The sequence below is a fragment of the Pseudomonas capsici genome, assembly GCF_017165765.1.
GTDB classification, from domain to species: domain Bacteria; phylum Pseudomonadota; class Gammaproteobacteria; order Pseudomonadales; family Pseudomonadaceae; genus Aquipseudomonas; species Aquipseudomonas capsici.
Genome location: NZ_JAFGZD010000005.1, coordinates 145,423 through 158,892 on the forward strand (window position 1 = coordinate 145,423; position 13,470 = coordinate 158,892).

The following is a 13,470-nucleotide window of genomic DNA, read 5'->3' on the forward strand; positions in this document are numbered from 1 at the left end:
GCTTGTCAGAGGGCCGGGTTCTCTTTGGGCTCATCCGGTTGTGGCGTTGAGGTGGGCTTGGTCTTGTCTACGCCAGGAACATGCAGATTGCCTTCAGCCACCTGATCGCCTTCCAGTTGTGGCTGCGTGACCCAGGTCAGGATGTCGTAGTAGCGACGAATGTTGGCGACGAAATGCACCGGCTCGCCGCCTCGGGCATAGCCATAGCGGGTCTTGCTGTACCACTTCTTCTGGGAGAGGCGAGGCAGCATCTTTTTCACGTCCAGCCACTTGTTGGGATCGAGCCCCTCGTTTTCGGCCAGTTTGCGCGCATCTTCCAGATGACCGCTGCCGACGTTGTAGGACGCCAGCGCCAGCCAGGTACGATCCGGTTCCTGTATCTTTTCGTCCAGTTGATCCTTCACGTAGGCAAAGTACTTGGCTCCACCCTGAATGCTTTGCTTGGCGTCGAGCCGGTTGGTGACGCCCATGGCCTGTGCCGTATTCTGGGTCAGCATCATCAGCCCGCGAACGCCAGTCTTGGAGGTGACCGTAGGCTGCCACATCGACTCCTGATAGCCGATAGCCGCCAGCAGTCGCCAGTCAACCTGTTCCTTCTTGGCCGAGGCCTGGAAGTGTTTTTCGTATTTGGGCAGGCGTTCCTGCAGGTGTTGGGCGAAGGTGTAGGCACCTACATAGCCCAGAACATCGACGTGGCCGTAGTAACGGTCCTTGAGTCGTTGCAGGGTGCCGTTCTTTTCAACCTTGTCCAGATAGGCGTTGATTTCGTTCAGCAGGCTGTTGTCTTCACCCGGTGCCACCGCCCAGCGCTGTTCACGGGCTTCGCCCAGATCGAAGGCCACGCGAACGTTGGGGAAGTAGACCTGGTTCATGGCCAGTTCGTTGGAATCCACCAGGGTCAGGTCGATCTGGCCTTCATCGACCATGCGTAGCAGGTCGACCACCTCTACGGCGTCCGACTCTTCATATTCAAGGCCGGGGTTCTGGGCCTTGAGGGCTGCCAGTTGTTCGGCGTGGCTGCTGCCCTTGAGAACCATGATGCGTTTGCCCGCCAGATCGCCGACGTCGGTCGGTCGTGACTGGCCGTTGCGGTAGACCACCTGTGGGGTGACTTCAAGGTACGAATGGGAGAAACGTGCCTGCTGCTTGCGCTCCTGAGTATCGATCAGGCCCGCAGCTGCCAGTACAGGCCCGCCCGGTTTGTTGATCTGCTCGAACAGATCGTCGAGGTTATCGGCCGTTTCGATCTTGAGTTCGACCCCCAGATCCTCGGCAAAACGCTTGACCAGCTCGTATTCGAAGCCGGTTTCACCGTTGCGATCCTGGAAATAAGTGGCGGGGCTGTTACGGGTTACAACGCGCAGAACGCCATCCTCCTTGACTCGCTCCAGTGTGCTGGGTTTATCCACACAGGCGCTGAGCATCAGGAAGAGTCCGGTTGCGACGAGCCATTTGGCGCAACGAGGGCGGAAATCTGCTAGGGAGAACATCGGTGCAGTATACGCAAAGCACCGTTGCCGCCATATCTCGACAGCGAGGCTCGCGTCTGATAGGCGATGGCTTTTTAGCAAAAAAGCAGGTGTTTTCTGCAAAGAAACGACGTTCGGGCGCATTCCTTGTCGCCGTTTTGGGTGCTCAAAGGGTCGGTTTAGGCTAGAATGCGTGGCCTCAAAGCACACCCCCTTCCCGAGGCTGTCCCGAAGATGTTGATCCTGCGCGGTGCTCCTGCCCTTTCTGCCTTCCGCCACAGCAAATTACTAGAACAACTGAAACAAAAGGTTTCAGCTGTCAGTGGCTTGTACGCTGAATTCGCTCACTTCGCTGAAGTCACTGGCGCTCTGTCCAGTGAAGAACAGCAGGTTCTCGACCGCCTTCTGAAATACGGCCCGAGCGTGCCGGTTCAAGAGCCGAACGGTCGTCTGTTCCTGGTGCTGCCACGTTTTGGCACCATTTCGCCGTGGTCGAGCAAGGCCAGCGATATTGCCCGTAACTGTGGCCTGGCAAAAATCCAGCGTCTGGAACGCGGTATTGCCTTCTATGTAGAAGGCCAGTTCAGCGATGTCGAGGCTCAGGCCATTGCCGACAGCCTGCATGACCGCATGACCCAACTGGTTCTGGACAACCACGAGCAGGCTGCCGGTCTGTTCAGCCATGCCGAACCCAAGCCACTGACTGCCGTGGATATCCTCGGTGGCGGTCGCGCAGCACTGGAAAAAGCCAACGTCGACCTGGGGCTGGCCCTGGCTGAAGACGAAATCGATTATCTGGTCAAAAGCTTCAATGGTCTGGGGCGCAACCCTCACGACATCGAACTGATGATGTTTGCCCAGGCCAACTCCGAGCATTGCCGTCACAAGATCTTCAACGCCAGTTGGGATATCGACGGCGAAAGCCAGAAAAAAAGCCTGTTCGGCATGATCAAGAACACCTACCAGATGCACAGCGAAGGCGTTCTGTCTGCTTACAAGGACAACGCCTCGGTGATCGTCGGTAACGTGGCCGGCCGTTTCTTCCCGGATCCCGAAACCCGCCAGTACGGTGCGGTGCAGGAGCCTGTGCATATCCTGATGAAGGTCGAGACTCACAACCACCCGACCGCGATTGCCCCGTTCCCGGGTGCATCGACCGGTTCCGGCGGCGAGATTCGCGACGAAGGTGCAACCGGTCGTGGTGCCAAGCCAAAGGCCGGCCTGACCGGTTTCACCGTCTCCAACCTGCAGATCCCCGGTTTCGTGCAGCCATGGGAAGTGCCTTACGGCAAGCCCGAGCGCATCGTGACTGCGCTGGACATCATGATCGAAGGCCCGCTGGGTGGCGCGGCGTTCAACAACGAATTCGGTCGTCCGGCCCTGACCGGTTACTTCCGTACCTTCGAGCAGTCGATCGCCACGCCTCACGGTGATGAAGTCCGCGGTTACCACAAGCCGATCATGCTGGCTGGCGGTATGGGCAACATCCGCGAAGATCACGTCCAGAAGGGCGAAATCACGGTCGGCGCCAAGCTGATCGTGCTGGGTGGTCCTGCCATGCTGATCGGCCTGGGTGGCGGCGCGGCTTCCTCCATGGCCACCGGCACCAGCTCCGCCGATCTGGATTTCGCTTCCGTTCAGCGTGAAAACCCTGAAATGGAGCGTCGTTGCCAGGAAGTCATCGACCGTTGCTGGCAGTTGGGTGACAAGAACCCGATCAGCTTCATCCACGACGTGGGTGCAGGCGGTCTGTCCAACGCCTTTCCGGAGCTGGTCAACGATGGCGGTCGTGGCGGCCGTTTCGAGCTGCGTAATGTGCCTAACGACGAGCCGGGCATGGCTCCTCTGGAAATCTGGAGCAACGAGTCTCAGGAACGTTACGTCCTGGCCGTTTCCGCCGAAGATTTCGAGCGTTTCAAGGCCATCTGCGAGCGTGAGCGCTGCCCGTTCGCGGTGGTGGGCGAAGCCACTGCCGAGCCTCAACTGACCGTTACCGACAGCCACTTCGGCAACAATCCGGTGGACATGCCACTGGAAGTGCTGCTGGGCAAGGCGCCGCGCATGCACCGTTCGGTTGAGCGCGAAGCCGAGCTGGGCGACGATTTCGATCCGAGCACGCTGAGCATCGAAGAGAGCGTCGAGCGTGTTCTGCGCCATCCGGCGGTAGCCAGCAAGAGCTTCCTGATCACCATCGGCGACCGCAGCATCACCGGTCTCGTGGCTCGCGACCAGATGGTCGGTCCATGGCAGGTGCCAGTGGCCGACTGCGCCGTGACGGCCACCAGTTTCGACGTCAACACCGGCGAAGCCATGGCCATGGGCGAGCGTACGCCACTGGCACTGCTGGACGCTCCGGCTTCCGGTCGTATGGCCATTGGTGAAACCCTCACCAACATCGCTGCTTCGCGTATTGAAAAGCTGTCCGACATCAAACTGTCGGCCAACTGGATGTCGGCTGCCGGTCACCCGGGTGAAGACGCGCGTTTGTACGACACCGTCAAGGCCGTGGGCATGGAACTGTGCCCTGAGCTGGGCCTGACCATTCCGGTGGGCAAGGACTCGATGTCCATGAAGACCCGCTGGAGCGATGAGGGCACCGAGAAGAGCGTGACTTCGCCGCTGTCGCTCATCGTGACCGGCTTCGCACCTGTCACCGATATCCGCAAGACCCTCACTCCAGAGCTGCGCATGGACAAGGGCGAAACCGACCTGATCCTGATCGATCTGGGCCGTGGCCAGAACCGCATGGGCGCTTCGATTCTTGCCCAGGTTCACGGCAAGCTCGGTCGCTCGGCGCCGGACGTCGATGACGCTGAAGACCTCAAGGCCTTCTTTGCCGTTATCCAGGGTCTGAATGCCGACGGCCACCTGCTGGCTTACCACGACCGTTCCGACGGTGGTCTGCTGGTCAGCGTGCTGGAAATGGCGTTCGCCGGTCATTGCGGTCTGAATCTGTATCTCGACAGTCTGGCTGAAAACTCCGCCGAACTGGCGTCGATCCTGTTCAACGAAGAGCTGGGTGCCGTCATCCAGGTTCGTCAGGATGCAACTCCGCTGGTGCTGGCCCAGTTCAGCGCTGCGGGCCTTGAAGACTGCGTTTCGGTCATCGGCAAGCCGGTGAACAACGATGAAGTGGTCATCAGCTTCGCGGGCGAGTCGATATTCAGCGGCCAGCGCCGTCTGCTGCAGCGTCAGTGGGCTGAAACCAGCTACCAGATCCAGCGTCTGCGTGATAACGCCGAATGCGCCGATCAGGAGTTCGATGCACTGCTGGAAGAAGACAATCCTGGCCTGACCGTCAAGCTGGGCTTCGACGTCAACGACGACATCGCTGCGCCTTACATCAAGAAAGGTGTCCGTCCTCAGGTTGCGGTTCTGCGCGAGCAGGGCGTCAACGGTCAGGTCGAGATGGCGGCTGCGTTCGATCGCGCCGGTTTCAATGTCATCGACGTGCACATGAGCGACATCCTGGCCGGTCGTGTCGACCTGAACGACTTCAAGGGCATGGTTGCGTGCGGTGGCTTCTCCTACGGCGACGTGCTGGGTGCCGGTGAAGGCTGGGCCAAGTCGGCTCTGTTCAACAGCCGTGCCCGCGATGCGTTCCAGGGCTTCTTCGAGCGTACCGACAGCTTCACCCTCGGTGTGTGCAACGGTTGCCAGATGTTGTCCAACCTGCACGAGCTGATTCCGGGCAGCGAGTTCTGGCCGCACTTCGTGCGTAACCGTTCCGAGCAGTTCGAGGCGCGTGTGGCCATGGTTCAGATCCAGGAGTCGCCATCGATCTTCCTGCAAGGCATGGCCGGTTCGCGTATGCCGATCGCCATCGCTCACGGTGAAGGTCATGCCGAGTTCGCCCACGATGACGCCCTGCTCGAAGCCGATATCTCCGGCACCGTTGCGCTGCGTTATGTGGACAACCATGGCAAGGTGACCGAAACCTATCCGGCCAACCCGAACGGCTCGCCGCGCGGTATTGGCGGCATGACCACTCGCGACGGTCGCGTCACCATCATGATGCCGCACCCTGAGCGTGTATTCCGTGCCGTGCAGAACTCCTGGCGTCCGGAAGAGTGGAACGAAGATGGCGCCTGGATGCGCATGTTCCGCAACGCTCGCGTCTGGGTTAACTGAGTCCCGATGTACAAGCTTGCCTTCTTCGTGCCCGCAAGCCATGTGGAGCAGGTCAAGAACGCCGTATTCGCCGCTGGTGCAGGGCGAATCGGCGCTTACGATCACTGTTCATGGCAAGTGCTCGGCCAGGGCCAGTTCCGCCCGCTGGATGGCAGTCAGCCATTTATCGGGCAGGGTGGCGTGGTCGAGACGGTCGAGGAGTGGAAAGTCGAGATGGTCGTGGCCGATGAGTTCATTCATCAGGCAGTAATGGCTCTCAAGCAGAGCCATCCATACGAAACGCCAGCTTATGAAGTCTGGCGGCTGGAAGCATTTTAAAATGCTGTCGCGGGCAAGCCCTCTCCCACGAGATTGAGTGTTTCAGGAAGTCGGACGTTAATCCAATTCTTGAGGCAGTCCAGAATCAAGTGGAAGGGGGCTTGCCCACGACGCGTTTACGGCCGGATCTCGATCATCGTGCCGTCCTTCACCAGATCCCAGACCTCGCGCATATCGTTGTTCTTCAGCGCGATGCAGCCATTGGTCCAGTCCAGGGTATGGAAGTACCACTCCGGATATTCTTCATCCACCGGCGTGCCATGCAGCATGATCATGCTGCCGGGTTTGACGCCTTCACGGCGTGCGCGTGCCGCATCCGAAATGTTCGGATAGGAAATGTGCATCGACAGGTTGTAGTTGTTGCTGGGCTTGCGCCAGTCGATCCAGTAGAAGCCTTCCGGTGTGCGCTGGTCGCCTTCCTGCAGCTTGGTGCCCTTGGGGTTTCTGCCCAGAGAAATACGATAGGTCTTGAGTGCTTCGCCGCCGCTGATCAGTTGCAACTGACGTGCGGATTTGAGTACCAGTACCTTGTCGATTTTCTTGTCGGCCAGACTCTGGGTATTGATGACCTTGTGATCGATGATTTTCTGTTCGCTGCCCTTGGGCACGATGGTCTGGGTAAAGGCCGCCTGCGACAGCGGAACGAACGACATGCAGAAGAAAGCGAACAGCCAACGCATTGCGGTATCCCTGAAGGCATCTGAGTGCCGGATTGTTTATGTGTCCTGTATCGGGCGCGAAGCTGGCAGGGCGCTGGTGTGTACCGGGTAAACCTGCTGGCGTCTGTCCGCGAAGAAGTATTCTAGGGTACGCCCGACTGTCATGAAAGCCAGGTCCTGCCATGGAATGTCGGCTTCGTCGAATAATTGCACTTCAAGGCTTTCGACCCCGGCGGCGAATTCTGGAGTGGCGAGTTCGGCGCGATAGAACACATGCACCTGATTGATGTGCGGCACATCGATCAGCGCATACAGATGCAGGTCGGTCAGCGTGGCGCAGGCTTCCTCGATGGTTTCACGGCGTGCTGCCTGCTCGATGGTTTCGCCGTTTTCCATGAAGCCGGCCGGCAAGGTCCAGAAACCCAGGCGCGGTTCGATGGCGCGGCGGCACAGCAAGACCTTCTCGCCCTGCGTAACCAGGCAACCGGCCACGATATTCGGGTTCTGGTAATGAATGGTGTGGCAATGCTCGCATACATGGCGCAGGCGACTATCGCCTTCGGGAATGCGCAGGATGACCGGGTTACCGCACTGGCTGCAGAATTTCATGGTTTCGTTCGATCCGTTAAAGCAGACGCTATCCTGGCTTGCTGCAGGGCGGATCTGCAAGTTTCGCGATTGTATGAGCGTCCTGCAAGGGGTTGGGCAGTTCGTCGCTTTGGTGCATGATGCCAGGAGTGCAACAGATCGAGATTTCCCATGCTGGATGAGCTACTTCTCCGTGTAAGCAGTCATACGCCAGAGATTCTTGAGTCGAATCGAGTTTTTCCCGAGGCGGCGGTACTGGTGCCGGTCACGCGCAGTGACGAGCCCGAGTTGATCCTGACCTTGCGCGCCAGCGGGCTTTCCACTCACAGCGGAGAAGTGGCGTTCCCGGGCGGACGGCGCGATCCGGAAGATCCCGATCTGATATTCACGGCCCTGCGCGAGGCTGAAGAGGAAATCGGCCTGCCGCCCGGTCTTGTCGAAGTGGTCGGCCCTCTGAGCCCGCTGATCTCCAAACATGGCATCAAGGTCACGCCTTATGTCGGCGTGATTCCCGACTTTGTCGAATACCGACCCAACGATGCCGAAATCGCTGCGGTATTCAGTGTGCCTCTGGAGTTCTTCCGCCAGGACACTCGCGAGCACACGCACCGGATCGATTATGAAGGCCGCAGTTGGTACGTACCGAGCTATCGTTATGGCGGATACAAGATCTGGGGGCTGACAGCAATCATGATCGTCGAACTGGTCAATGTGCTGTATGACACCGGAATCAGCCTGCACCACCCGCCAGAGCGGTCCACCACCTGAGCCGTCATTCATAACGAACTGCGCCTGTGAGCGCGGTCATCAGCCTGAGGAAAAACCATGAAATATCGCCTGGGAGACTCCCGTGTCCAGACCGATCCACAAAGCTGGGTCGCACCCAATGCGGTCCTGATCGGCAAGGTCAGACTGGAGGCCGGAGCGAGTGTCTGGTTCAACGCCGTGCTGCGGGGCGATAACGAATTGATCCATATCGGCGAGAACAGCAATGTGCAGGATGGTACGGTCATGCACACCGATATGGGGTCGCCACTGAATATCGGCAAAGGCGTCACCATTGGCCATAACGTCATGCTGCACGGTTGCAGCGTCGACGATTACAGCCTGATCGGCATCAATTCCGTGATTCTCAATGGGGCAAAGATCGGCAAATACTGCATCATCGGCGCCAACTCGCTGATCGGTGAAGGCAAGGTCATCCCCGATGGCTCTCTGGTGATGGGGTCGCCGGGCAAGGTGGTGCGCGAACTCACCGACGTACAGAAGAAAATGCTTGAAGCCAGCGCCGCGCATTATGTCCACAATGCCCAGCGTTACGCCCGCGACCTGGCTGTGCAGGAAGATTGATGAACACTGAATTCACCCCGGAAAAACCAGTCCGTTCGCCCTGTGTGAGTATCTGCTCCCTTGATGAAGACGATATCTGTACTGGCTGCCAGCGAACCGTGAGCGAAATCACTGGCTGGAGCCGCATGAGCAATGAAGAGCGGCGGGCTGTGCTGGTGCTGTGCGATGAGCGGGCCAAGACGAGCGGGGTGGTCTGGACGTTGGGGTAGGGTGTACATGCGATGAGGTGGGGAGGTCTGCTACCATTGGTCCCCGTTTTTCCCAAGACATCTTTTCCATGCTTTTCCTGATCGCGTACATCGGCAGTGTCGTGCTGATCAATTTCGCCTTTTCCACCGCCCCGCACCTGGACATCATCTGGTCGGCGTGGGGCGGGCTGGTGTTTGTCCTGCGCGATATGGTGCAGACCCGTTTCGGTCATGGCGCGATTCTCGCCATGCTGGTGGCGCTGCTGCTGTCTTATGTCACCAGCGAGCCAGCCATCGCACTGGCCAGCGCCACGGCGTTCGCGATTTCCGAGTGCATCGACTGGCTGGTATTCAGCATCACCAGGCGCCCGTTGCATGATCGCCTGTGGATCAGTTCGGCCCTGAGTATTCCACTGGATACCTTTATCTTTTTCGGCATGATCGATGCCCTGACGGCACCGGTCATCCTGACCGCCCTGGGCTCCAAGTTCGCGGGCGTCACTGCCGTCTGGCTGATCATGGCCTGGCGCATCCGCAAGAACGCTTGTCCGGGTTGAGCCCCTATTTGCAGGGCTTCGTGGTAAATTGCGCGCCTTTCTTCAAAGCGGTCGCTCGCATACGGCGGGCTGCCATCGATATCTGCTTCACGAGGACCTGAGATGACTCAAATCGGAACTCCACTGTCGCCTACCGCGACTCGCGTATTGTTCTGCGGCAGTGGCGAGCTGGGCAAGGAAGTAGTGATCGAGCTGCAACGCCTGGGCGTCGAAGTGATCGCTGTTGACCGTTATGCCGATGCGCCTGCCATGCAGGTGGCTCATCGCAGTCACGTCATCAATATGCTGGACGGTGCTGCGTTGCGTGCGGTGGTCGAGGCCGAGAAGCCGCACTTCATCGTTCCGGAAATCGAAGCCATTGCCACTTCCACGCTGGTCGAGCTTGAGTCCGAAGGTTTCACCGTCATCCCGACAGCCCGTGCTGCGCAACTGACCATGAATCGTGAAGGCATTCGTCGCCTGGCTGCCGAAGAGCTCAAGCTGCCGACTTCGCCGTATCATTTTGCCGATACCTTCGAGGACTACAGCAAAGCGGTCCTGGATCTGGGTTTCCCTTGCGTGGTCAAGCCGGTCATGAGTTCTTCGGGCAAGGGCCAGAGCCTGCTCAAGAGCGCCGATGATATCCAGAAAGCCTGGGATTACGCGCAGGAAGGCGGTCGTGCCGGCAAGGGTCGCGTGATCGTGGAAGGCTTTATCGATTTCGACTACGAAATCACTCTGCTGACCGTGCGCCATGTGGGCGGCACCACATTCTGTGCGCCGGTTGGCCATCGCCAGGAGAAGGGCGACTATCAGGAATCCTGGCAGCCACAGGCCATGAGCCCGGTTGCACTGGCCGAATCCGAGCGCGTTGCCAAGGCGGTGACCGAGGCTCTGGGTGGTCGCGGTATCTTTGGTGTCGAGTTGTTTATCAAAGGCGATCAGGTGTGGTTCAGCGAAGTTTCGCCGCGCCCGCATGACACCGGCCTGGTGACCCTGATTTCCCAGGACCTGTCCCAGTTCGCACTGCATGCCCGCGCCATTCTGGGCCTGCCAGTGCCGCTGATCCGCCAGTTCGGGCCATCGGCTTCGTCGGTGATTCTGGTCGAAGGCCAGTCTACGCAGACCGCTTTCGCCAACCTGGGTGCTGCACTGGCCGAGCCGGATACGGCCTTGCGTCTGTTCGGCAAACCTGAAGTCAACGGCCAGCGTCGCATGGGCGTAGCCTTGGCCCGCGACGAATCCATCGAAGCCGCTCGCGCCAAGGCGACCCGTGCTTCGGCGGCGGTCAACGTCATTCTGTAACTGATCCAGCCATTCGCGAATGAATTGGCTCCTGCAATTGGGGCCAATTTATTCGCGAAGAGGCCGCTCCGCCTACAACTCCTTGTCCCGCGTTTCTTTCAGACACAGCACAGCCAGCAGGCTGATCAGTGCTGCTGCCGATACATAACCGCCCACCCAGCTCAAACCGCCCATGGCCACCAGTTTCTGTGCAAAGAACGGTGCGACGGAGGCTCCGACTATTCCGCCGAGGTTATAGGCTGCCGATGCGCCGGTGTAACGCACCTGGGTCGGGAACAGCTCCGGCAGCAGTGCGCCCATGGGGGCGAAGGTCACGCCCATCAGGAACAGCTCGATACACAGGAACAGCGCAACGCCCCAGGTCGTGCCATGGGTGAGCAGCGGTTCCATGAGAAAGCCAGAGAGAATCGCCAGCACACCGCCGACAACCAATACCGGCTTGCGTCCGAAGCGATCGCTTGCCCAGGCCGCCAGGGGCGTGGCCGCCGCCATGAACAGCACCGCGAAGCACAGCAGGCCCAGAAAGGTTTCCCGGCTATAGCCCAGTGTCGACACCCCATAGCTCAGGGAAAAGACCGTCGAGATATAGAACAGCGCGTAGCACACCACCATCGAGGCGGCACCCAGCAACATCGGTTTCCAGTGCTGGCTGAAGGTTTCCACGATCGGCATCCTGACCCGTTCATGGCGCTCGATGGCTTTGGCGAAGACCGGTGTTTCTTCCAGTTTCAGGCGTACATACAGGCCGACCATGACCAGAGCGGCACTGAGCAGGAAGGGAATCCTCCAGCCCCATGAGCGGAATTGCTCGTCGTTGAGGATCAGTGCCAGTGCCAGAAACAGGCCGTTGGCTGCCAGAAACCCAATGGATGGCCCCAGTTGCGGGAACATGCCGAACCAGGCTCGCTTGTCCTTGGGGGCGTTCTCGGTCGCCAGCAGCGCGGCGCCACCCCATTCGCCGCCGAGCCCCAGGCCTTGACCGAAGCGCAACAGGCAGAGAATGATCGGTGCCCAGGCTCCGATGGTCGCATAACCGGGCAGCACGCCGATCAAGGTGGTGCAGACCCCCATCAGCAGCAATGAGGCGACCAGCGTCGATTTGCGTCCGATACGGTCGCCGAAATGGCCGAACAGTGCCGATCCCAGCGGGCGAGCAAGGAAGGCGATACCGAAGGTCAGAAATGACGACAGCATCTGTGCGGTGCCGGAGGTCTGCGGAAAGAAGACCGGACCGATCACCAGTGCTGCGGCCGTGGCGTAGACATAAAAGTCGTAGAACTCGATGGCGGTGCCAATGAAGCTGGCGGTTGCAACGCGGGTGGGTGAGTTGCTGGGTGGTGTTTGGGTGTTGTCGCTTTCGCTCAGAGTTGTAGTGCTGGTCATGCGGATATCCCTGACAGTCATCTTGCCTGCGACGTTGGGCACGCGGCGGCAAATGTTCATTCTTGTGATTGTGGGCGCAGCGCTGATCAGATTGGCCCGGTTGGGCTGGAGGGCAGTGACAGCGCTCGTGGATGGGAGCGTGCCATAAAAGGTGCGAGTCGTTCAGGCTGAATGACTGGCCGTTGGCGCTGGGTGCGGGTAGCACGCGCTACGGCTGGCTGGGTAAGCCAGAGGATTATAGGAAGGGCTTTGCTTGCGAAACAAGTAGCAACATCTGGCGGGATGTCTACTTGAAAACCAGGCTCGGAGCGTTTTGCCACATCAGCACCCGCTTCACGCGATTATCCTCGGTTTCCAGGATTTCCAGCCGGTAGGGGCCGATTTTCAGGCAGACCGGGCCTTCGGGAATGGTTTCCAGGGCCTCTGTCACCAGACCGTTGAGGGTCTTGGGGCCATCGGAAGGCAGGTGCCAGCCCAGGCTCTTGTTCAGGTCGCGAATCGAGGCCGTACCTTCCACTTCAAGGCGTCCGTCTGGCTGACGGGTCACATGGGGGTTGTTGAGGCTCTGCTCGTTCTCGAATTCACCGACGATCTCTTCGAGAATGTCTTCCAGGCTGACGATGCCGAGCACTTCGCCATATTCGTCCACCACCACTCCCAGCCGACGCTGCTGCTTGTGGAAGTTCAGCAGTTGCAACTGCAGTGGCGTGCTTTCGGGCACAAAGTAGGGTTCGTAGCAGACGGCCAGCAATTGCTCCTTGGTCAGTTCGCCCTTGGGCAGCAGGTGACTGATCTGACGGGTATTGAGGACGCCCTGCACCTGATTGATATCGTTGTGATAGACCGGCAGGCGTGTGTGCCGGGAAATGATCAGGCGTTCGATGATCTGCTCGATGGGGTCGTCGAGGTTGACGCCGTCCACTTCGTTGCGTGGTATCAGAATGTCATTGACCGTGATGCTGTCCAGCGCATGGATGCCCGATAGCACATTGGCCCGTGGATGATGTTCCTGTACGCCGTCATGACCGGGTTTCTGGGGAGTATCGTCCAGGTCAGGATCATGGCTCGGTGCCTTGTTGACACCGAAAATGCGTAACAAATGTTTGGCGATCGCGCTGAAAACAAAGGCCAGCGGCCAGACGACCTTCATCGGAATGCGCAGTGTCCCGTTGCCGAGCAGGACGGTGGCGGCGGGGTAGCGGGCTGCAAGGCGGCGCGGGATGTATTCGGCAAATACCAGCATGGCGGCAGCAGTGATGAGCCACGCAACGGTTGGACCGTTATATAGCCAGCTATTGATGGCGACCAGCGTGGCGATGACGGTGATCAGGGTCTTGATCAGCGTATTGCTCAGGATCAGGCTGTTGAGCTCGAAGGTCAGTTCGGGAAAGGCCGCTGCTTCGTTGGGGCGCTTGCCGGCGCGTAAGGTCTTGAGCAGATGCTGGGCGGTTTCGACTGCAGTCAGCAGGCCCGACCAGAGCATCAGCAGGGTCAGCACACCCAGAAGCGGGCCGAGGGGCAGATTATCCATGATCGACGCCCG

Annotated in this window: 12 protein-coding genes; 7 read left to right on the forward strand and 5 right to left on the reverse strand. The window is 59.3% G+C overall.

All coding sequences use genetic code 11. The features are described from left to right. Positions 1–5: 5 nt before the first annotated feature. Complete coding sequence (gene mltF / locus JSY17_RS08880) at positions 6–1,490, reverse strand: membrane-bound lytic murein transglycosylase MltF (RefSeq protein ID WP_117164530.1); 1,485 nt, start codon at positions 1,488–1,490, stop codon at positions 6–8. A 213-nt stretch (positions 1,491–1,703) separates the two neighbouring features. On the opposite strand from mltF, the gene purL reads away from it, so the two are divergent. Together purL and JSY17_RS08890 are read left to right on the forward strand one after the other, a co-directional pair. After that, positions 1,704–5,600 carry a phosphoribosylformylglycinamidine synthase gene (gene purL, locus JSY17_RS08885; protein WP_206400782.1) on the forward strand — a complete coding sequence of 1,299 codons (3,897 nt, stop codon included), beginning with the start codon at positions 1,704–1,706 and terminating at the stop codon, positions 5,598–5,600. Between the two features lie 6 nt (positions 5,601–5,606). Beyond that, the gene (locus JSY17_RS08890) at positions 5,607–5,918 is read left to right on the forward strand and encodes a Nif3-like dinuclear metal center hexameric protein (protein ID WP_117164532.1); all 312 of its coding nucleotides are present in this window, start codon (positions 5,607–5,609) and stop codon (positions 5,916–5,918) included. Positions 5,919–6,034: 116 nt separating this feature from the next. Here JSY17_RS08890 and JSY17_RS08895 read toward each other — a convergent pair whose 3' ends face one another. Both JSY17_RS08895 and JSY17_RS08900 read right to left on the reverse strand, forming a co-directional pair. Then, positions 6,035–6,598 carry a L,D-transpeptidase family protein gene (locus tag JSY17_RS08895; protein ID WP_025258873.1) on the reverse strand — a complete coding sequence of 188 codons (564 nt, stop codon included), beginning with the start codon at positions 6,596–6,598 and terminating at the stop codon, positions 6,035–6,037. Between the two features lie 36 nt (positions 6,599–6,634). Beyond that, positions 6,635–7,186 carry an NUDIX hydrolase gene (locus JSY17_RS08900; protein ID WP_117164534.1) on the reverse strand — a complete coding sequence of 184 codons (552 nt, stop codon included), beginning with the start codon at positions 7,184–7,186 and terminating at the stop codon, positions 6,635–6,637. Positions 7,187–7,336: 150 nt separating this feature from the next. Between JSY17_RS08900 and JSY17_RS08905 the strand changes: the two genes are divergently transcribed. The 5 genes from JSY17_RS08905 to purT all read left to right on the forward strand — a co-directional run bounded on the left by JSY17_RS08905 (position 7,337) and on the right by purT (position 10,544). Next, positions 7,337–7,933, forward strand: a complete 597-nt coding sequence (locus JSY17_RS08905; RefSeq protein ID WP_117186437.1) for a CoA pyrophosphatase — start codon at positions 7,337–7,339, stop codon at positions 7,931–7,933. A 57-nt stretch (positions 7,934–7,990) separates the two neighbouring features. Continuing rightward, entirely contained in the window at positions 7,991–8,515 is a 525-nt protein-coding gene (locus tag JSY17_RS08910) for a gamma carbonic anhydrase family protein (RefSeq protein WP_117182707.1), read from the forward strand. Beyond that, entirely contained in the window at positions 8,515–8,724 is a 210-nt protein-coding gene (locus JSY17_RS08915; protein ID WP_206400784.1) for a DUF1289 domain-containing protein, read from the forward strand. Before JSY17_RS08910 ends, JSY17_RS08915 begins: the two co-directional genes overlap by 1 nt. A gap of 68 nt (positions 8,725–8,792) precedes the next feature. After that, positions 8,793–9,260 (forward strand): VUT family protein, encoded by a 468-nt coding sequence (locus JSY17_RS08920; RefSeq protein WP_117164538.1) that lies wholly within the window; start codon positions 8,793–8,795, stop codon positions 9,258–9,260. 102 nt (positions 9,261–9,362) lie between these two features. Next, entirely contained in the window at positions 9,363–10,544 is a 1,182-nt protein-coding gene (gene purT, locus JSY17_RS08925) for a formate-dependent phosphoribosylglycinamide formyltransferase (RefSeq protein WP_117182709.1), read from the forward strand. Between the two features lie 72 nt (positions 10,545–10,616). Here purT and JSY17_RS08930 read toward each other — a convergent pair whose 3' ends face one another. Continuing rightward, positions 10,617–11,927 carry an MFS transporter gene (locus JSY17_RS08930; protein ID WP_117164737.1) on the reverse strand — a complete coding sequence of 437 codons (1,311 nt, stop codon included), beginning with the start codon at positions 11,925–11,927 and terminating at the stop codon, positions 10,617–10,619. A 286-nt stretch (positions 11,928–12,213) separates the two neighbouring features. Further along, entirely contained in the window at positions 12,214–13,458 is a 1,245-nt protein-coding gene (locus JSY17_RS08935; protein ID WP_206400791.1) for a transporter associated domain-containing protein, read from the reverse strand. Positions 13,459–13,470: the final 12 nt, after the last annotated feature.

Excerpts from the sequence above, each read along its gene's own strand:
- JSY17_RS08915 (WP_206400784.1), top strand. The coding sequence starts at position 8,515 with ATGAACACTGAATTCACCCCGGAAAAACCAGTCCGTTCGCCCTGTGTG.
- mltF (WP_117164530.1), bottom strand. The coding sequence starts at position 1,490 with ATGTTCTCCCTAGCAGATTTCCGCCCTCGTTGCGCCAAATGGCTCGTC.
- JSY17_RS08920 (WP_117164538.1), top strand. The coding sequence starts at position 8,793 with ATGCTTTTCCTGATCGCGTACATCGGCAGTGTCGTGCTGATCAATTTC.
- JSY17_RS08900 (WP_117164534.1), bottom strand. The coding sequence starts at position 7,186 with ATGAAATTCTGCAGCCAGTGCGGTAACCCGGTCATCCTGCGCATTCCC.
- purL (WP_206400782.1), top strand. The coding sequence starts at position 1,704 with ATGTTGATCCTGCGCGGTGCTCCTGCCCTTTCTGCCTTCCGCCACAGC.
- JSY17_RS08895 (WP_025258873.1), bottom strand. The coding sequence starts at position 6,598 with ATGCGTTGGCTGTTCGCTTTCTTCTGCATGTCGTTCGTTCCGCTGTCG.
- purT (WP_117182709.1), top strand. The coding sequence starts at position 9,363 with ATGACTCAAATCGGAACTCCACTGTCGCCTACCGCGACTCGCGTATTG.
- JSY17_RS08930 (WP_117164737.1), bottom strand. The coding sequence starts at position 11,927 with ATGACCAGCACTACAACTCTGAGCGAAAGCGACAACACCCAAACACCA.
- JSY17_RS08890 (WP_117164532.1), top strand. The coding sequence starts at position 5,607 with ATGTACAAGCTTGCCTTCTTCGTGCCCGCAAGCCATGTGGAGCAGGTC.
- JSY17_RS08935 (WP_206400791.1), bottom strand. The coding sequence starts at position 13,458 with ATGGATAATCTGCCCCTCGGCCCGCTTCTGGGTGTGCTGACCCTGCTG.
- JSY17_RS08905 (WP_117186437.1), top strand. The coding sequence starts at position 7,337 with ATGCTGGATGAGCTACTTCTCCGTGTAAGCAGTCATACGCCAGAGATT.
- JSY17_RS08910 (WP_117182707.1), top strand. The coding sequence starts at position 7,991 with ATGAAATATCGCCTGGGAGACTCCCGTGTCCAGACCGATCCACAAAGC.